The sequence below is a fragment of the Streptomyces canus genome (assembly GCF_041435015.1).
Lineage (GTDB): Bacteria > Actinomycetota > Actinomycetes > Streptomycetales > Streptomycetaceae > Streptomyces > Streptomyces canus_G.
Genome location: NZ_CP107989.1, coordinates 9,399,968 through 9,417,484 on the forward strand (window position 1 = coordinate 9,399,968; position 17,517 = coordinate 9,417,484).

A 17,517-nucleotide genomic window follows, 5' to 3' on the forward strand; every position below is an offset into this window, starting at 1 on the left:
GGCATGGCGGAGCGGCCGGTTGCACCGACGGCGCCCGAGCTCGTCCTGGAGACCGACACCGGCTCCACGGTGATGAGCCCGGGCCACGACTACCACGTGGGGCGCGACCCGTTGAGCGACATCGTCATCGACGATGCCCGGGTCTCCTGGCACCACGCCGTGCTGCGACCCGACACCGACCACTGGACCCTCGAGGACGAGAACAGCACCAACGGCACCTACGCCGACGGCCGCCGCGTCCGCGAGTGGGACGTCGGCCCCGGCAGCGTGATCCACTTCGGCAGCCCCGCCGACGGCCCCTGCGCGGTCCTGCTGGGGCGCCTGGCCCCCGAGCGCCCTTCCGCCGTCTCGATGCCGGGCCTGACCGGCACCTTCCGGCGGCCCACCGCCGTACGCCCGCTGCCCACGCGCACGGTCCGTATCGGCCGCGCCGACGACAACGACCTCGTCATCGACGATCTGGTCGTCTCCCGCCACCACGCCGAGCTGCGCGCCCTGCCCGACGACAGCTACGAGATCGCCGACCTCGGCAGCCACAACGGCACCTATCTCAACGGTCGGCCCGTCACCGGCGCCGCCATCGGCCCCGGTGACATCGTCGGCATCGGCCACTCGGCGTTCTGCCTGGTCGGCGACACGCTCCAGGAGTACGTCGACACCGGCGAGGTCTCCCTCGACGTCCAGGACCTCACGGTCGCCGTCGACCGCGGCCGCAAGACCCTGCTCGACCACGTGTCCTTCCCGGTGGGGGAGAAGTGCCTGCTCGCGGTCGTCGGCCCGAGCGGCGCCGGAAAGTCCACCCTCCTGAACGCCCTCACCGGACAGCGCCCCGCCGACCACGGCACCGTCCTCTACGACGGCCGCGACCTCTACCGCGACTACGCCGAGCTGCGCCAGCGCATCGGCCTGGTCCCGCAGGACGACATCCTGCACGCCCAGCTCACCGTCCGCAGCGCCCTGTCCTACGCCGCCGAACTGCGCTTCCCGCAGGACACCGCCAAGTCCGAGCGCCGGGCCCGGGTCGACGAGGTCATCCGGGAACTCGGCCTGGAACAGCGAGCCGCCCAGCCCGTGCACAGCCTGTCCGGCGGCCAGCGCAAGCGGGTCAGCGTGGCCCTGGAGCTGCTGACCAAGCCCTCCCTGCTCTTCCTCGACGAACCGACCTCCGGCCTCGACCCCGGCATGGACCGCTCGGTGATGCACATGCTGCGCGGCCTCGCCGACGACGGCCGCACCGTCATCGTCGTCACCCACAGCGTCCTGAGCCTCGACGTCTGCGACCGCCTCCTCGTCCTCGCGCCCGGCGGGAAGATCGCCTACTACGGCCCGCCCGAGGACGCCCTCGCCTACTTCGGTTTCGCGCAGTGGCCGGAGGCCTTCGAGGCCTTCGAACGGGACCAGGACCGGGACTGGTCCGGCGACTTCCGCACCTCGCCCTTCCAGCACCAGTACGTCGCCGAGGCCACCGCACAGCCCCGGATGCCCCGCTCCGAGCCGGTCATCATCGCGCCCCCTCCCAGGCCCCGCAGCCGCGGCGCCCAGCTCGGCACCCTGATCCGCCGCTACGGCGCCGCTCTCGGCGCCGACCGCACCTTCCTCGTCATCATGATCGCCCTCCCCTTCGTCATGGGCGCCATGGCCCGTGCCCTCGCGGGCAGCCAACTCACCCGCGACACCGCGATGAACGCCCTGCTCATCCTGTGCGTCGGAGGAGTCCTCACCGGCGCCGCGAACGCCGTGCGCGAGCTGGTGAAGGAGCGGGTCATCTACCAGCGCGAACGAGCCGTGGGCCTCTCCAGATCGGCGTACCTGATGTCCAAGGTCGTCGTGCTGGGCACGATCACCGTCGTGCAGGCGGTGGTCCTGACCCTGGTCGCCCTCCTCGGGGTCGACCTCAACGCGCCCGGTGGCGAAGGTGTGTTGATGCCGCCCCTTGCCGAGATCACGATCGCTGTCGCCCTTCTGGCGTTCACGGCGATGATGCTCGGTCTGCTCGTGTCCGCGCTGGTGCGCAAGGAGGAGGTGACGATGCCGCTGCTCGTGCTGCTCGCCATCGTCCAGGTCGTCTTCTGCGGGGCCTTGCTGAAGCTCGACGGTGTGCCCGGCCTGGAACAGCTGTCCTGGCTGGTGCCCTCGCGCTGGGCGCTCGGAGCGATGGCCGGCACGATCGGCCTCGCCCGGATCGTGCCGGGCGACCTCACCGGCGATCCTCTGTTCAAACACTCGGCGGGGGTGTGGCTGCTGAACATCGGCATGCTCGTCGTCCTCTCCGTGCTCTTCGGATACGTCGTCTCGCGGCTGCTGCGCCGCCACGAACCCGCGGTCATGCGGAAGTAGGCCGCCGATGACGACACCCGACTTCCGGCCCACCCACGTCGTGCCCGGCCAGGGCATGCCCGCCTGGGACGCCCCCGACCCGGCCCGCCCCACCGTCCCCCTCGACCCGCTCCTGCCCGTCCAGCTCTCGGAGCGACGCGGCGACTGGGCCCACGTCCTGTGCGCCAACGGCTGGTCGGCCTGGGTCGACGGCCGCCACCTGGTCGCCGTACCGCAGGATCCCCCCGCCCCCGACAGCCCGCTCACCCGCGCCGCCGACCCACGCCCCCTGCTGGCCCGCGCCGACGAGACCCTCGCCCGCTACCGGGCCGCGGTCGAGGAGCTGGCCGGCGGCGGCCTCGACGGGGAGGCGTTCCGCGGCCGCACGCGGGGACTGCGGATCGGTGTGGTCGTCGACGGGGAGCACGTGTGGCTGTACGACGCCCAGCACGGACGCTGGGTGTACGCGGACGGGACCCGGCTGAACACCTACGCCACCGATGACGGGCCACAAGCGGGCGGGCCTCAAGCGGGCGGACATGCCCCCACCCAGGTCGTGACGCGCGATGGCACGTGAGACCAGCCTCTTCTCCGGCAGCCCCTCCGAACTGGTCGGCAGACAGGTCGCGAGCTACCGCATCGAGCAGGAGATCGGCCGCGGTGGCATGGCCGTCGTCTACCGGGCCCGGGACCTGCGCCTGGACCGCACGGTGGCGCTGAAGCTGCTGGCCCCCGAACTGGCCCGCAACGACACCTTCCGCAACCGCTTCAGCCACGAGTCCCGGGTGGCCGCCGCGATCGACCACCCGCACATCGTCCCTGTCTTCGAGGCGGGCGAGACGGACGGCGTCCTGTACATCGCCATGCGGTACGTCGCCGGCAGCGACCTGCGTCATCTCCTGGACCGCCAGGGCCCGTTGCCCCTCCCGACCGCCTTGCGGATCGCCGCCCAGATCGCCTCCGCGCTCGACGCGGCCCACGAGCACGGGCTGGTCCACCGGGACGTGAAACCCGGCAACATCCTGGTCGCCCGCGGCACCGACAGCGACCACCCCGAGCACACCTACCTCACCGACTTCGGCCTCACGAAGAAGTCCCTGTCGTTGACCGGGTTCACGACGGTCGGCCAGTTCGTCGGCACCCTCGACTACGTGGCACCCGAGCAGATCTCGGGCCGCCCGGTCGACGGCCGCTGCGACGTCTACGGTTTCGCCTGCGTGGTCTACGAATCCCTCACAGGCCACCCGCCGTTCCGCCGCGACGACGACATGGCCCTGCTGTGGGCCCACCAGTACGACGCCCCGCCCGCCCTCTCCGCGTCCCGCCCCGGCCTCCCCGCGCCACTCGACGCGGTGTTCGCCAAAGCCCTCGCCAAGGCGCCCGACGACCGCCACGACTCCTGCCTGGCCTTCGTCGCGGCCCTCCGCTCGGCGGCGACGGGCGCTCACCCGCCGACGGAGGTCGCCCTGCCGACCGTGGAACCACCGGAAACCCAGCCCAAGTCCCCGCCCCGCTGGGCGGAGCCGGTGGTCCGGGGACGGTAGTCAGCCCAGGCCCAGCCCGTTCAACGGCAGCTTCCGCGCCGGCACCCTGCGGTGGCTGATCCGCCACTGCGCACCGACGCGGATCACGGTGTCCTCGTACGTGACCGAGCCGCACGCGCCGTCCGCCATGACGCCGGTCCAGGGCCCGGGCGTCCACCAGGTGTCCGTGCAGCGCGATCAACTAGGCCACGGCAAGGCGGTCTTCAAGAGCCGACGTCATGGCATGCCCCTTCCTCGGCTGAGCGCACCCTGCCACGCCCTGCCTCACGCGTCAGCCGGTTTGATCTCTCCTTTGCGCCGCACCGGCCGTGCCAGCAGCGCGCCGAGGAAACCGGTGACCAGACCCCACAGGGCGCCGAGGCCGACCGCCGTCCAGAGCTCCGGCTCGAGGAACAGCTTTCCGCCCAGGCCGCCCCCGAGGTCGCCGATGCCGAGCACCGACAGTCCGTAGTGGGCGGAGATCCGGCCCATGAGGCAGATCATGAGAACCGTCAGGGCGAGGGCGACCGCCAGATGCACGGCGTGTCGCCAGGCGCGGACCCGGGCGGGTGAGCGGGCCGCCATCAGGAACGCCACGGCCAGCAGCAGGACCGCGTCGACGACCACCAGCCACCAGATCCGGCCGTCGTGCTCGGAGAGGGTGTGCAGATCGAGCGTGGCGGTGTCCTTGGAGCGCAGCACCTCGTCCAGGACGTGCGGCATGGGCAGTCCGAAGGGCCCTTCCACCCGGCCGTTCCAGGTGGCGCCCAGGCCGATGGTCAGAGTGAGCCAGACCAGGTTCGGCATGCCCAGCAGGATCACCGCGAGCGTCTCACGCGCATGGCCGCGCGTCGCGGCGACGACCAGGGCGACGAGGGTGCCGAGGACGACGTAGGCGAGCAGCAGGACGACCATGGCGTGGGCGGCCGGCCGTACCGACTGCTGGAACGGCAGCAGCCGACCGGGCAGCGGAGCCCGGGCCGACACCAGCAGGGCCAGCACCAGGACGCCGGCCATCCACAGCAGGCCGAACAGAAGGGTCTGCGGTACGTCCGTGGTGAAGCCGACCTCGGGGGAGACACCGAACAGATCCCCCAGGTCGCTCAGTGTGTCGTCGCCGAGGGAGAGCTTGAACGTCTGGCGGGCCGCGTAGGCCAGGGCGAGGAGCGCCGGCAGCCACAGGACGGCGATCCGGGCGGCCCATCCGGCGAGCTCCCGGCCGCTCGCGACCGCCCGGTGCCGCAGTGGACGCAGAAAGCCCGCGCCGAGCACCAGCGCACCCGTCAGGGTGACGGAGAGGGGGATCACGGTGAGCCCGGCCTGGGTGTCGGCGAGCCCTCCCGCGCTTCCCGACAGCTTGATCGTGCCGCCGACGGCGGTGACCACGGCCGCCGCGACGACCCGGGGGAACGCGTGGTCCGGAAGGTCGGACGCACCCGCCGCCCACAGCCCCAGCGCGGCCACCACCCCCATGGCGCCCAGCGAGACCAGGACCGTGGCCACGGCCTGCACCCAGCCGTGGCGGGCGACGACTGCCTGGTCAAAGGGGGGTTGGGGGCTCACCCTGCCACGCTAAGCAGCCCCGGCACGGCGCGCCCGCCGGGAGGTCCGTCCGCGTCCGCTTGCGGACGGCACAAGGCCGGAGCAGAGAATAGGTACGGAACGTAGAAATGCGGCTGAACCGGGGCAAGCGCATCGCGCGCCGCAGGAATCCCGAGTCGGGAAGAAGAAGAGCTCGTGAGCGTCGAACCTCCGTCGTCAGGCCGCCCCACCGGGCCACCCTCCGGCCCGCTCTCGGGCCCCTCGCAGCCGCCTTCGGGCCCGCCCTCGCAGCCCCCGGGCAGCAGCGGCGGGGCATCCGCGCCCGAACCCCGCCGCCCCTGGTGGAGGTCGGCACCCCGGGTCGCGATGATCGCCACCGCCGTGGTCGCCGCCGTGGTCCTCGCGGTCGTCTTCACCCGCTCCGACGGCGGCTCCACCTCGGCCGGAGGCGACGGCGAGGTCTTCCTCCAGGCCGCCGCCAAGACGGGCCCCGACCCCTTCACGGAGTCGACCGCGAAAGACAGCTCAGCCCCACCCGTCTCCGCCTCCCCGGCGGACACCTCAGAGCCCGCGAACGCCGTACGAGGCGTCGACGGCGGCGCCCCCGGTCTCTACGGCGGCACCCGCAACGTCTCCAGCTGCGACGTCGAGAAGCAGGTCAAGGCCCTCCAGGCGGACCCGTCGAAGAACAGGGCATTCGCCTCGGTCGCCGGCGTCCAGCCGACCGAGGTCCCGGCCTACCTGCGCTCGCTCACACCCGTCCAGCTGCGCATGGACACCCGCGTCACCAACCACGGCTACCGCGACGGCGCCGCCACCAGCTACCAGGCCGTCCTCCAGGCCGGCACCGCTGTCCTCGTCGACTCCCACGGGGTGCCCCGCACCCGCTGCGCCTGCGGCAACCCGCTGACCCCGCCGGTCGCCCAGCAGACCACGCCGAAGCGCACCGGCGACTCCTGGCCGTCGTACCGCCCCTCGAACGTGGTCGTGGTCGCGCCCTCCACGACGGTCATCAACATCTTCGTGATCTACGACCCCGACCATCACGACTGGATCGCCCGGCACCGCGGCGACACCGGGGGCAAGGACCACAAGACCCACCCGCCGGTAAGGCCCTCCCCGTCGGTGAGCGCGTCCACGCTGCCCCCGACCTCTCCGTCGCCCTGCGTCTCCACGTCCAAGGGAGCCACCGGGACCCCCTCCGGATCGGCGAGCCCTTGCCCGCCGACCTCGACCGCCCCGTCCTCACCGGCCCCGAAGACGCCCTCGACGAAGCCGCCCACCAGCGAATCCTCGGGTGACGAGTCCGTCACGCCCGACTCCTCGGCACCGCAGTCGCCCCTCGTGTCCGACACCACGCCCGGCACCACACAGTCGGCGTCCCTGTCCAGCGGTCCGGTGTCCTGGGTGATGTGACGCGTCACCTGGACTGCGGCGCGTGGCTCGGGGTACGAGGACTGGTGCAGCAGCGTCCGGCCAGTCCGGCTTCCGAGAGAGAAACGCATGATCGAGCACCTGGACGGGGCAGTCATACCGACTGGTTTCGACGTGCCCGTGGAACCCCTGAGGCAGGCGGCGCACTACACCGGGGAGCCGGGAAGTATCGCCGAGGCGCGGTCGTTCGCCGCGGACTTCCTCGGCAGGCTCAGAACCGAGTGGTGTGCCGCCATCGGTGACCGCACCGAGGAGGAGGTCCTCCTCGTGGTGAGCGAACTCGTCACCAACGCCGACCGGCACAGCAACGGGCCCTACATCCTTGAGCTGGAGGGCACCGACGCCACGGTCGCCGTCACGGTCTACGACAGCAGCGCCACCCTGCCCCGCAGGTTCCCGCGGGATCCTGAGCGCGTGGGGCGGCACGGCCTGGAGATCGTGCACGTCCTGGCGCGCGAGGTCGCGGCGGAACGCGTACCGGTGGGCAAGCGGGTGAGGGCGGTACTGGGCTTCAGCGGCAAGGAATGAGCCCGCCCGGTACTCGGGGTAGTGCAGCGGGTGCCGTCCCGGGGCGGCACCCGCTGCTTTCGCTGTCCGTGTGCGTCAGGCGCAGCCCAGCTCGCCCAGCATGCCCTCGCGCAGCCGAGTGATGATCCGCTTGATCAGCCGGGACACATGCATCTGCGAGCAGCCGAGCCGCTCACCGATCTCCGACTGGGTGGCCTCCTCCACGAACCGCATGTGGATGATCTGCCGGTCGCGGTCGCTGAGCTCGGCCATCAGCGGGGCGAGTGACTGGAAGTCCTCGACGAGCCGCAGCCCGTCCTCCTCCACACCGATGAAGTCGGCGAGCACCGCCTCGCCGCCCTCGGGGCCGTCGCCGGTCAGGGCCGCGTCCAGGGACGAGGAGTTGTAGCCGTTCGAGGCGATCTGTGCCTCGATCACCTCGTTCTCGGAGATGTTCATCAGGGTGGCGAGTTCGGCCACCGACGGGTCCCGGTCCAGACGGCTGGCGAGCTCCTCGCGCGCCTTGGCCAGCTCGACGCGCAGCTCCTGCAGGCGCCGGGGGACGTGCACCGCCCAGGTGGTGTCGCGGAAGAAACGCTTGATCTCGCCGACGATGTAGGGCAGCGCGAACGACGTGAACTCGACCTCGCGGGACACCTCGAACCGGTCGATCGCCTTGATCAGGCCGATCATGCCGGTCTGGACGATGTCCTCCATGTCGTCCCCGCGGCCCCGGAACCTTCCGGCCGCGAAACGCACGAGCGACATGTTCATCTCAATGAGGGTGTTGCGCGCGTACTGGTACTCGTGCGTCCCCTCCTCGAGCTCGGTCAGACGGTGGAAGAACTGACGGGACAGCTCCCGCGCGTCCCGCGGTGCGACGGCCCGCGGTTCCTCGACTCCCGGCAGCGGTGTCTCACCCGTCCTGGTCCCGCTGGCGTGCTCGGTGACCTGTGCCTCCGAACGATTCACGGCGGTGACGACGGTATGCATTACCTCTCCCACGAAAGTCACGGCTCGACGTCTGCCTCTTCGGCCTGGGTTGTCTCGGGTCCTGCGGATGGTACGCGGTGTGCCGTGTACCCGGAACGCGACAACATATGCGTCCCCGGCCACCGGCCGACCAATTGCCCGCAGCTCCCTCACCTTGCGCGTACCCGAGGAGTGACGACGCATGCCCGGCATGTGGCCCAGTGGCGCGAAATCGACGCTGCTCAGAGAGCGAGACGGGCCGTGACGATCAGTTCGTGGAGATACCGCTTGGTGACACGGCCGCCATGGCGGGTCTCGATCAGATCCCGGATACAAGCCAGGAGGCCCTCGCGGCGGGTGCTGTCGAGGGCCCGGTGGCCCGAGTAGGTCAGGAGCACGTCGATGTACTGGTCTGTGGTGTAGGTGATGTCCTGTTCGAAACGGGTCACCGAGACGGCACCGAAGCGCGGACACCTCTCGAATTCCTCCGTGTCCGAGGTGATCTCCGACGACGGCTGGAGCCGCAGTCCGGGCGGCGTGGCCGGATCCCAGCGTTCGTAGCAGTCCTGGGCCCGGGCGAAGAAGTCGACGGTGCCGCCCGCCACATGCGAGGTGACGACCACGGCGAGGTGCCCTCCCGGGCGCAGCGCGTCCGCGGACTTCTCCACGCGGACGGCCGGGTCGAGCCAGTGCCAGGCGGTGGCACAGGCGACCAGGTCGAAGGGCTCGTCCGGCAGGGTCCAGCCCTCGAAGTCCGCGTGGCGCACCTCGACACGGGGGAACACGCCCAGTCGCCGCCGGGCCACCGCCGCCATCGCGTCGCCCAGTTCCACGGCGGTGACGTGGCAACCGAACTCGGCCAGGGCGCGGGTGAGCTGGCCGGTCCCGGCGCCCACCTCCAGGACACGGCTCCCAGGGCCGAGGCCCGCCACCTGGGCCAACTCCGCGACCAGAGCCGGGGGATAGCCCGGCCGCGCCTTGTCGTACAGCTCCGCCGCCTCGTTGAACGTGTCGCGCAGCACCGGTTCCCGCACTTTCCCGTCGGACGATTCCACCCAGGGCAGAATGCCGGACCCTTCCCATGGCGGCCACGGAATTTAGGCTGATCCGGTGAGCAACGAAGCGCCGAACCAAGCCCGCGTGATCCCCCTGCGCCCGCAGTCCGTGCGCCCGGGGACCGCCCGCCCAGTGTCCGAACGCCCCGCCACGACCCCGCCCCGGGAGCCCGTCGACAGGCAGACCAGGGAACCTCTGTGGCGTGACCTCGTCGGAGACGTCCTGCGCCGCGAGCGTCTCGCCCAGGAACGCACGCTCAAGGACGTGGCCGACGCGGCCAGGATCTCGATGCCCTATCTCTCCGAGGTGGAGCGCGGCCGCAAGGAGGCCTCCTCGGAGGTCCTCGCGGCCGCCGCCCACGCTCTGGGCCTCGGCCTCGGCGATCTGCTCTCCCTGGCCCAGGGGGAGCTCACCCGGCACTCGGCGCGCAGCCGTCGCGCGGTGCCGGGATCGCCGTACAACGGGATGTGCCTGGCGGCCTGAGGCGACGGGGCCGGTGCCTCAGACCGTCACGAGGCGCCGGCTCACCACCTCGTCGGCCAGCCCGTACTCCACGGCCTCCTCCGCGGTGAACACCTTGTCGCGGTCCATGTCCGCGCGCAGGGTCGCGATGTCGTGGTGGGTGTGGCGGGCCAGCACCTCCTCGACCTGGGAGCGGATGCGGACCATCTCCTTGGCCTGCAGGGCGAGATCGGAGATCGCGCCGCGGCTGCCGCCGGAGGCGGGCTGGCCGAGCAGCACGCGCGCGTGCTCGAGCACGAGCCGTCGCCCGGGATCCCCGCCCGCCAGTAGCACGGCCGCCGTGGATGCCGCCTGGCCCACGCAGAGCGTCGAGATCGGCGCCTGCACATAGGTCATCGTGTCGTAGATCGCCATCAGCGAAGTGAACGAGCCGCCCGGGGAGTTGATGTAGATCGAGATCTCGTTCTCCGGTGCCGCCGACTCCAGATGCAGCAACTGCGCGATCACGACGTTGGCCACCCCGTCGTCGATCTCGGTGCCGAGGAAGATGATCCGCTCGGACAGCAGTCGGCTGAACACGTCGGAGGACCGCTCGCCGTGCGCGGTCCGCTCGACGACGTACGGAATCGTGTAGTTCGCCATGTCACAGCCCCATCCGTCGCTTCGAGGCGGCCGGGCGGACGTCGGCGAGCGACTCCAGGACCCGGTCCACCATGCCGTACTCCCTGGCCTCCTCGGCCGTGAACCAGCGGTCGCGGTCGCCGTCGCGGGCGATGGTCTCCGGTGTCTGGCCCGTGTTTTCGGCGAGGAGCCGCTCCATGGTCTGCTTGCTGTGGTCCAGGTTCTCCGCCTGGATCAGGATGTCGGCGGTGGTCCCGCCGATGCCCGCGGACCCCTGATGCATCATGATCCGCGCGTTCGGCAGGGCGTACCGCTTGCCGGGCGTGCCCCCGCAGAGCAGGAACTGGCCCATGCTGGCCGCGAAACCCATGGCGAGCGTCGACACGTCGTTGGGAATCAGCCGCATCGTGTCGTAGATGGCGAGGCCCGCGTACACGGAGCCGCCCGGACTGTTGATGTACAGGCTGATGTCGGTGCGCGGGTCCTCCGCGGACAGGACCAGCAGCTGGGAGCAGACGCGGTTGGCGGAGACCTCGTCGACCTGGGTGCCCAGCAGCACGATGCGCTGGGCGAGGAGTTGGGCGGCCAGTTGGTCGTCGAAGCGGGTGGGAGGGGTGTCGCCCTCCTCGGCCCGGATGGAAGTCATGGGCTGTCCTCGTGGTCGTAGGGATGCCGTCGGCTCCACTGTTGACCTCGGACCATGCCTCGAAGCGGTTTCTCTGCCGGTGGCAGATTCGCCACCGGCAGAGCGCGGGCCCAGCGGGCGCTCAGTTCTTCTCGCGCAGCTGCCGGAAGAACGCGCGCACGTCCTCGACCAGCAGGTCCGGCTCCTCCATCGCCGCGAAGTGGCCGCCGCGGTCGAACTCGGTCCAGCGCACGATGTTCTCGGTGCGTTCCGCCTTGTGCCGCAGCGGGATCTGGATCTCCGCCGGGAAGACGGCGAGGGCGGTCGGCACGGTCGACGGTTCGGTGGGCCGGGCCACCCTCCCGTCCGTGGCGTGTGCCCGCTCGTAGTAGATCCGGGCGGCCGAACCGGCGGTCCCGGTCAGCCAGTACAGCATCACGTTGGTCAGCAGCCGGTCCCGGTCCACGGCCTCCTCGGGCAGCTCCGCGGAGTCGGTCCACTCCTGGAACTTCTCGACGATCCAGGCGAGTTGGCCGACCGGCGAGTCGGTGAGCGCGTAGGCGAGGGTCTGCGGCCGGGTGGAGTGCAGAACGGCGTACCCGGTGCCCTCGCCCGACCAGGCGCTCCACCGGCGCCAGGACTCCAGCGCGCTCTCCCGTTGCTCCGGTGCGAGAGGAGCGAGTTCCTCCTCGGTCGGTTCGTGCGTCGCCTGCGCGCCCGGCAGCAGGTTGAGGTGGACGCCGATGACCCGCTCGGGGTGGGCGCGGCCCAGCTCCCGGGAGATCGCCGAGCCCCAGTCGCCGCCCTGCGCGCCGAACCGCTCGTAGCCGAGCCGTGTCATCAGCTCGGCCCACGCGTCGGCGATCCGGCCCGCCTCCCAGCCCGTGTCGGCGGGCGGCCCGGACAGTCCGAAACCCGGAATACTCGGTACGACGACATGGAAGGCGTCGGCCGGGTCGCCGCCATGGGCCGCCGGATCGGTCAACGGGCCCACCACGTCCAGGAACTCGACGATCGAGCCCGGCCAGCCGTGCGTGATGACCAACGGGGTGGCGTCCGGCTCGGGGGAGCGGATGTGGGCGAAGTGCACGGTCGTCCCGTCGATGACGGTCGTGAACTGCGGCCACTCGTTCAGCCGCGCCTCGGCCGCGCGCCAGTCGTAGGAGTGCCGCCAGTGGTGCGCGAGCTCGCGCAGATAGCCGGCCGGCACCCCGTACGCCCAGCCGGTGGCCGAGAGGTCGTCGGGCCAGCGGGTGCGGTCGAGCCGGTCGTGGAGGTCGTCGAGGTCGCTCTGCGGAATGTCGAGGTGGAAGGGCCGGACGAGGTCCGGGTGCTCTGGGGGCGCAGATGTCATGCCCGGATGCTAGTTCGCACGGGTGTATAGGCCACCTGGATTAATCGGCCGTCCGACCGATGAGTTCCACGGCGAGGATCGGTCCACACAGATGACGAACGTTCCCACACCCAGGAGGTACGCATGTCCACCGACGGTTTCACCACGTGTCTCTGGTTCGACGGCCAGGCGGAGGAGGCCGCCCACTACTACGTCTCCGTCTTCAAGAACTCCAGCATCGGCGAGGTCGCCCGCTATCCGGAGGACGCGCCCCAGCCCGCAGGCAGCGTGCTGACCGTCGAGTTCACGGCCAACGGCCACCGGTTCCTCGCGCTGAACGGCGGCCCCGAGTTCAAGTTCACCGAGGCGGTCTCCTTCATGGTCTTCTGCGAGAACCAGGAGGAGATCGACTACTACTGGACCAAACTCACCGAGGGCGGTGGCGAGCCCGGCCCCTGCGGCTGGCTGAAGGACAGGTACGGCCTGTCCTGGCAGGTGGTACCGGACCGGCTGCAGGCCATGGTCACCGACCCGGACCCGGCGAAATCGGCCCGTGTGATGAAGGCGTTCATGGCCATGAGCAAGTTCGACATCGCCGCTTTGGACAAGGCCTACGCGGGCGAGTGAGCGCTCCTCGAACGCTCTCGAACCGTCCTCAGGACGAACCGATCACCCGCGTGATCTCCCGGGCGATCCGCAGGATGCCGGGGGAGCGGGCCGGGCAGGGCCTGGGCGTGGACGTCGTGGGCGCCAGACAGAAGTGCAGATAGTCCTTGTCGAGGTGCAGGGCGGTGCGGTCGCGGTCCGGCTGGGTGCAGTAGTCGGGATGCTCGTGCTCGTAGGGGGTGCACGGCAGGTACTGCACCCAGGTGTACCGGGAGCCGGCGGGTGCCACCGTCGCGCCCGCGTCGGCGACGACGTCCCCGGAGGCGGCCGCCTGCTCCTCGTACAGCTCGTTCACCCGCCGGACCCGGTCGGGGGTGATCGGATCCGGGCCCTGCGCCACCCACACGATCCGCGGCCGCCGCTCACCGCCCGCCGCCGCGATCTGGTCGGTCAGCCGGCGAAGGTCGGCCCGGTACCTGCTGAAGTACTTCCTTGGCGAGGCGGCATGGCTGATCCCGTCCATGCACCACGTGTAGCCCCACGCGTTGCCCCAGAACTGCAGCACCACGACGTCCGGGTGCCGCGCGCGGACCAGCGCGGCCGCCTTGTCCCGGTCGGGCACCAGCGACTTCTTCCCGGTGCCCTCCAGGTAGTCGCACGGTGTGGTCCCCGAGTACGGCGCGCTCGTGTACGTCGCCCGCAGCTCCCGGCGCAGCTCCTGCCCGAGGACCTGCTGGGCCTCCATGGCCAGCGAGTCGCCGAGATACAGCACACGCGGGGCGGCCACGGCCGTGGAGGCGCTCGGGGAGGCCTGGGCGCGCTGATGCGTGGTGGCCGCACGGGAGACGTCCGGAGTCGGTGGCGCCGTCTCCGGCCCGTCCGAGGGGTCGCTGCAGGCACCGAGCAGCAGGACTGCGGTCAGTAACCCCACGATCCACCTTGTCCGCATGCGCGACTCCCGCCCCGGTCGCCGAAAAACGGTTCCCCAGGCAAGCACAGCCGGGCCCGAGGGGGAAGACACGCGGCGTGGCGAGGTAGGACCGGGGCTCGCGAAACAGCCCCGGTCCTTCCGATCACACGCGGTCGGCAGCGATCAGCAGGTACTGGAAACTGCCGTTCCGGTAGGCGGTGAGAAAGGTGTCCTCGATTCCCGTGACCAGATGGTCGGCCTCCTTGCGCAGCTCCCAGTAGGGCAGGGCCGCCTCGGTGAGGTCCTCCACGTGCACCGGAACCAGCCGGTTGCGGGCCATGGCGCGGAAGTACGCCGAGCGGGGATGGATGTCGCAGATGTAGTGGGCGTTGATGAGCGAGACCTCGCGGGATGCCTGCCCGTAGGTGTCGTTGTAGCAGCCTGTGATCACCACATAGCGTCCGCCCCGGCGCAGCAGCCGCGCGTGCTCCGCGAACAGCAGGTCCAGCTCGACGTACATGGTCGACTCGTTGTTCCAGGAGGCCGCGTAGGCCCCGGAGGGCAGCCCGGTGTCGAGCATGTTGCGGTGGTGGTAGCGCACCAGGTCGTCGATGCCCCGCTTGCGGGCCTGGGCGTTGGCGAACTCCGCCTGCTTCTCGGAGATGGTGACGCCGTCTGCGTGGCAGCCGTGGTGCAGATGCGCCACGACACTGCCGCCGCCGCGCCCGCACCCCGCGTCGAAGACACGGTCCTCGGGACGGAGCGGGCCGAGCCGGGAGGCGAGGAGTTCGGCCTGGGCGTGTTCGAGGCGGTGCAGTTCGGCGGTGATCCGCTCCCGCCGCCGTACCGGATCGGGTTCCTCGAGGACGGAGCGGTCGGCCTCTCCGATGCCGTAGTGGTGGTGGTAGAGGTCGTCGAGCCTTCCGAGTTCGAGGTTGACCGGGTTCTCCTCGGCGTTCCAGTAGTCCGCGACTCGGGTCTGGTACGTCGACTGGGTCGGCACCGGAATGGTCCGGGCGCCGGCGTGGGGGGCGGTGGTCAACGGTGACTCCTCGTGCTGGTGCGTGTGACGTCCTGTCATGCGAGCGTGCTTTACCAGTAGTTGGGCAGGTGATAGCGGTGGCTGTTGGTGGCGTGCCACTCGTGGTTGCCGGCCACCCAGTCGGACAGGCTCCGGGTGTAGCGCTCCACGAGCGGTGAGGTGGCGGAGAGCAGGGCCGACTCCTCGTCGAAGGCCTCCATGATCCGGTTGTGGATCTCGACGGCCTTCAGATAAGCGGCCTTGAGCCCGCACCGCTCGTTCGCGGCGATGACCTGGGGCAGGTTGAGATGGGTGGGGTCGGCCAGTTCCTTGGTGAAGGAGTACAGGTCGTTGACGAGGGTGGTGGCGTTGCCGGCGAGTGCGGTGAGGCGCTGGATCTCGGGGCGGGCGTACACCACCTCGGGCAGTTCCCAGCCGTCGACCGCGTCGACGATCGACAGACAGGGACGGAAGTTGTTGAACTGCCGCATCACCAGGTACTCCCATACCCGGGGCATGTACCGGGTCTCGCCCCAGGCGGCCTCGCCCAGATAGCCGAGGTGGAGCCGGGCGATGTCGTGCAGGAACCGGTCGGTCTGACTGGGAGTGGCGATGACGGCGTAGTCCTTGAGGGCCCAGTGGTACGACCTGAGCGGCCCGTCGGCCTGCACTCCGCTCAGCCACTGCTCCTGGAGGTCGGGCGGGCCGTGGTACGGGTCGAGTGCCGCCTGGGCCAGGACCAGCCGTCCGCCGAGGCCGCTGCGCGAACCGCCCTTGTCCTCGTCCTCCTCGCAGTAGCAGTTGTCGACGATGTTCTCGGCGAGAAGCAGCTTCCCGGCCACGGTGAGGCGTTCCGAATCGGCCGCCTCCGGGTGTTGGAGCACCACGGCCCGGCCGAACTGGAACCCCGAGAAGTCCCCGTTCCATGTCTCGGGGAACAGATCCAGGCGCCTGGCCCAGGCTTCCAGCCTGCGGTCGATCTCCGCGGCCTTCACCGGGTCGGCGGGGGCGACCTTCCGGTACCTCAGACCGGGGATCGCCCCACCGGGCCGGCCGGCGCGCAGGGTGCTCGCGATGTCGGGCGGCCCCGGCAAGGACGGGGTGTTCATCGCGGTCACTCGGCCGTCCGGCCGATCTGAGCGTTCTCCAGGATCCCGACCGCGTCGGGCACGAGGATGGCCATCGAGTAGTAGGCGGTGACGAGGTAGCGGATGATCGAGTTGGTGTCGATGCCCATGAACCGTACGTTCAGGCCGGGTTGGTACTCCTCGGGGATGCCGGTCTGGTAGAGCCCGATGGCCCCCTGGTCGCCCTCCCCGGTGCGCAGCGCGATGATGCTGCTGGTGTGCTGCGGGCTGACCGGGATCTTGTTGCAGGGAAAGATCGGCACCCCCCGCCAGGCGGGGATCTCGTGCCCCTCGACGCTCGCCGTGCCCGGCACCAGACCGCGCCGGTTGCACTGCCGGAAGAACGCCGCGATGGCCTTCGGATGGGCGAGGAACAGCTTGGTCTTGCGGCGCATGGCGAGCAGTTCGTCCATGTCGTCGGGGGTCGGCGGCCCGGTGAAGGTGCTGACGCGCTGGCCGTGGTCGGCGTTGTGCAGCAGCCCGAACTCCCGGTTGTTGACCAGCTCCCACTCCTGGCGCTCGCGGATCTCCTCGATGGTGAGCCGCAGTTGCTGCTCGGTCTGGTCCATCGGGTTGTTGTAGAGGTCGGCGACCCGGGTGTGGACCCGCAGCACGGTCTGGGTGAGGGACAACTCGTACTCGCGCGGGGCGAGTTCGTAGTCGACATAGCCGCCGTTGATTGTCGGCTCCCCGACGTGGCCCGCCTGGACGGGGACGTCGGCCTCGCCCTTGCGGTTCATCGGCAGGCTCTGCCGCCGCGCGTAGGCCTCCAGATGGGCCGCGAGGGACGGCACCCGCTCCGTGAACTCGGTGACCACCGACCACGGGAGGACCAGCACCACGCCCGCGGTCTCGGCCCGGACCGAGCTCAGCCACAGCGGATCGGGCTGCCCTATGGCCTCGTCGCCCATCTGGGCGCCGTCGGTGACGACACCGACGATCTCCTCCTCGCCGTACTTGCCCTCGGTGAAGCGGGTGAAGCGGCCGTGCACGACGAGGTAGGCCTCGGTGACCGGCTGACCGGCCTCGACCAGGACCTGGCCGGCGCGGATCTCCCGGACCCGGAAGCGGGTCGCGAGCTCTTTGAGGACCTCGGTGTCGGAGTAGCCGCGCAGAGTGGGGAGTTCGGTGAGTGTCTGGGGGATGACCCGGATGTCGTCGGCGCCGTTCTGCTCGAACTGCACCCGGCCCCGGCCCACCCGGAGCTGGAGGCGCCGGTTGACCCGGTAGGTGCCGCCCTTCACGTCCATCCACGGCAGCATGCGCAGCAGCCAGCGGGAGCTGATGGCCTGCATCTGGGGTTCGGACTTGGTGGTGGTGGCGAGTTGCCGGGCGGCCGTGGTGCTGAGGCTGGTGAGCCGGTCTTCGGACGGGGGGTCGGGTTCGTCGACGGCGGGGCCGGTGGCGCTGTCCGGTGTGGACACATTCCCTCCTGGGAGGTGAGCGGGCTGGCCTTGCGCGA

Annotated in this window: 18 protein-coding genes; 7 read left to right on the forward strand and 11 right to left on the reverse strand. The window is 70.7% G+C overall.

Going from position 1 to position 17,517, the window contains the following annotated elements:
* Positions 1-3: 3 nt before the first annotated feature.
* From OG841_RS42810 to OG841_RS42820, 3 genes are read left to right on the forward strand one after another with little or no spacing between them, the layout of a single operon-like run.
* Entirely contained in the window at positions 4-2,337 is a 2,334-nt protein-coding gene (locus tag OG841_RS42810; RefSeq protein WP_371569774.1) for an ABC transporter ATP-binding protein/permease, read from the forward strand.
* Between the two features lie 7 nt (positions 2,338-2,344).
* Positions 2,345-2,893: a hypothetical protein gene (locus OG841_RS42815; RefSeq protein ID WP_371569776.1), complete on the forward strand. Its 549-nt coding sequence runs from the start codon at positions 2,345-2,347 to the stop codon at positions 2,891-2,893.
* Positions 2,883-3,860 (forward strand): serine/threonine-protein kinase, encoded by a 978-nt coding sequence (locus tag OG841_RS42820; protein WP_328636436.1) that lies wholly within the window; start codon positions 2,883-2,885, stop codon positions 3,858-3,860. The genes OG841_RS42815 and OG841_RS42820 overlap by 11 nt, the downstream gene beginning before the upstream one ends.
* Here the strand turns inward: OG841_RS42820 and OG841_RS42825 are convergent, their stop codons facing one another.
* Together OG841_RS42825 and OG841_RS42830 are read right to left on the reverse strand one after the other, a co-directional pair.
* Entirely contained in the window at positions 3,861-3,989 is a 129-nt protein-coding gene (locus tag OG841_RS42825) for a hypothetical protein (protein WP_328636435.1), read from the reverse strand.
* Between the two features lie 135 nt (positions 3,990-4,124).
* A complete protein-coding gene (locus OG841_RS42830; RefSeq protein ID WP_371569779.1) occupies positions 4,125-5,402 on the reverse strand; it encodes a streptophobe family protein in 1,278 nt (425 codons plus the stop codon).
* 174 nt (positions 5,403-5,576) lie between these two features.
* Between OG841_RS42830 and OG841_RS42835 the strand changes: the two genes are divergently transcribed.
* Both OG841_RS42835 and OG841_RS42840 read left to right on the forward strand, forming a co-directional pair.
* Positions 5,577-6,797, forward strand: coding sequence for a DUF6777 domain-containing protein (locus OG841_RS42835; RefSeq protein WP_328636433.1), 1,221 nt, complete (start codon positions 5,577-5,579; stop codon positions 6,795-6,797).
* 87 nt (positions 6,798-6,884) lie between these two features.
* Positions 6,885-7,343, forward strand: a complete 459-nt coding sequence (locus tag OG841_RS42840; protein WP_328636432.1) for an ATP-binding protein — start codon at positions 6,885-6,887, stop codon at positions 7,341-7,343.
* A 75-nt stretch (positions 7,344-7,418) separates the two neighbouring features.
* On the opposite strand, the gene OG841_RS42845 is transcribed toward OG841_RS42840, so the two are convergent.
* Entirely contained in the window at positions 7,419-8,315 is an 897-nt protein-coding gene (locus tag OG841_RS42845) for an RNA polymerase sigma factor SigF (RefSeq protein WP_057611434.1), read from the reverse strand.
* A gap of 221 nt (positions 8,316-8,536) precedes the next feature.
* Positions 8,537-9,316 carry a class I SAM-dependent methyltransferase gene (locus OG841_RS42850; protein ID WP_328643452.1) on the reverse strand — a complete coding sequence of 260 codons (780 nt, stop codon included), beginning with the start codon at positions 9,314-9,316 and terminating at the stop codon, positions 8,537-8,539.
* A gap of 88 nt (positions 9,317-9,404) precedes the next feature.
* Between OG841_RS42850 and OG841_RS42855 the strand changes: the two genes are divergently transcribed.
* A complete protein-coding gene (locus OG841_RS42855; RefSeq protein ID WP_328636431.1) occupies positions 9,405-9,833 on the forward strand; it encodes a helix-turn-helix domain-containing protein in 429 nt (142 codons plus the stop codon).
* An 18-nt stretch (positions 9,834-9,851) separates the two neighbouring features.
* Here the strand turns inward: OG841_RS42855 and OG841_RS42860 are convergent, their stop codons facing one another.
* From OG841_RS42860 to OG841_RS42870, 3 genes are all read right to left on the reverse strand, one after another.
* Positions 9,852-10,454, reverse strand: a complete 603-nt coding sequence (locus OG841_RS42860; RefSeq protein ID WP_020117991.1) for a ClpP family protease — start codon at positions 10,452-10,454, stop codon at positions 9,852-9,854.
* Between the two features lies 1 nt (position 10,455).
* The gene (locus OG841_RS42865; RefSeq protein ID WP_059208879.1) at positions 10,456-11,079 is read right to left on the reverse strand and encodes a ClpP family protease; all 624 of its coding nucleotides are present in this window, start codon (positions 11,077-11,079) and stop codon (positions 10,456-10,458) included.
* 121 nt (positions 11,080-11,200) lie between these two features.
* Positions 11,201-12,412, reverse strand: a complete 1,212-nt coding sequence (locus OG841_RS42870) for an epoxide hydrolase family protein (RefSeq protein WP_371569783.1) — start codon at positions 12,410-12,412, stop codon at positions 11,201-11,203.
* 123 nt (positions 12,413-12,535) lie between these two features.
* Between OG841_RS42870 and OG841_RS42875 the strand changes: the two genes are divergently transcribed.
* Positions 12,536-13,018: a VOC family protein gene (locus OG841_RS42875; RefSeq protein WP_328636428.1), complete on the forward strand. Its 483-nt coding sequence runs from the start codon at positions 12,536-12,538 to the stop codon at positions 13,016-13,018.
* A 28-nt stretch (positions 13,019-13,046) separates the two neighbouring features.
* Here the strand turns inward: OG841_RS42875 and OG841_RS42880 are convergent, their stop codons facing one another.
* The 4 genes from OG841_RS42880 to OG841_RS42895 form a co-directional block, all read right to left on the reverse strand.
* Entirely contained in the window at positions 13,047-13,946 is a 900-nt protein-coding gene (locus OG841_RS42880) for an SGNH/GDSL hydrolase family protein (RefSeq protein WP_328636427.1), read from the reverse strand.
* Between the two features lie 124 nt (positions 13,947-14,070).
* The gene (locus OG841_RS42885) at positions 14,071-14,949 is read right to left on the reverse strand and encodes a geranyl diphosphate 2-C-methyltransferase (protein ID WP_371569786.1); all 879 of its coding nucleotides are present in this window, start codon (positions 14,947-14,949) and stop codon (positions 14,071-14,073) included.
* Between the two features lie 50 nt (positions 14,950-14,999).
* On the reverse strand, positions 15,000-16,037 hold the full coding sequence (locus OG841_RS42890) for a family 2 encapsulin nanocompartment cargo protein terpene cyclase (protein WP_328636425.1): 1,038 nt from the start codon (positions 16,035-16,037) through the stop codon (positions 15,000-15,002).
* 5 nt (positions 16,038-16,042) lie between these two features.
* Positions 16,043-17,479: a family 2B encapsulin nanocompartment shell protein gene (locus OG841_RS42895; protein WP_328636424.1), complete on the reverse strand. Its 1,437-nt coding sequence runs from the start codon at positions 17,477-17,479 to the stop codon at positions 16,043-16,045.
* Positions 17,480-17,517: the final 38 nt, after the last annotated feature.

Bases quoted from the DNA above. Each gene is read 5' to 3' on its own strand.
- OG841_RS42845 (WP_057611434.1), bottom strand. From the start codon at position 8,315: ATGCATACCGTCGTCACCGCCGTGAATCGTTCGGAGGCACAGGTCACC.
- OG841_RS42865 (WP_059208879.1), bottom strand. From the start codon at position 11,079: ATGACTTCCATCCGGGCCGAGGAGGGCGACACCCCTCCCACCCGCTTC.
- OG841_RS42880 (WP_328636427.1), bottom strand. From the start codon at position 13,946: ATGCGGACAAGGTGGATCGTGGGGTTACTGACCGCAGTCCTGCTGCTC.
- OG841_RS42820 (WP_328636436.1), top strand. From the start codon at position 2,883: ATGGCACGTGAGACCAGCCTCTTCTCCGGCAGCCCCTCCGAACTGGTC.
- OG841_RS42875 (WP_328636428.1), top strand. From the start codon at position 12,536: ATGTCCACCGACGGTTTCACCACGTGTCTCTGGTTCGACGGCCAGGCG.
- OG841_RS42860 (WP_020117991.1), bottom strand. From the start codon at position 10,454: ATGGCGAACTACACGATTCCGTACGTCGTCGAGCGGACCGCGCACGGC.
- OG841_RS42810 (WP_371569774.1), top strand. From the start codon at position 4: ATGGCGGAGCGGCCGGTTGCACCGACGGCGCCCGAGCTCGTCCTGGAG.
- OG841_RS42890 (WP_328636425.1), bottom strand. From the start codon at position 16,037: ATGAACACCCCGTCCTTGCCGGGGCCGCCCGACATCGCGAGCACCCTG.
- OG841_RS42840 (WP_328636432.1), top strand. From the start codon at position 6,885: ATGATCGAGCACCTGGACGGGGCAGTCATACCGACTGGTTTCGACGTG.
- OG841_RS42815 (WP_371569776.1), top strand. From the start codon at position 2,345: ATGACGACACCCGACTTCCGGCCCACCCACGTCGTGCCCGGCCAGGGC.
- OG841_RS42825 (WP_328636435.1), bottom strand. From the start codon at position 3,989: ATGGCGGACGGCGCGTGCGGCTCGGTCACGTACGAGGACACCGTGATC.
- OG841_RS42870 (WP_371569783.1), bottom strand. From the start codon at position 12,412: ATGACATCTGCGCCCCCAGAGCACCCGGACCTCGTCCGGCCCTTCCAC.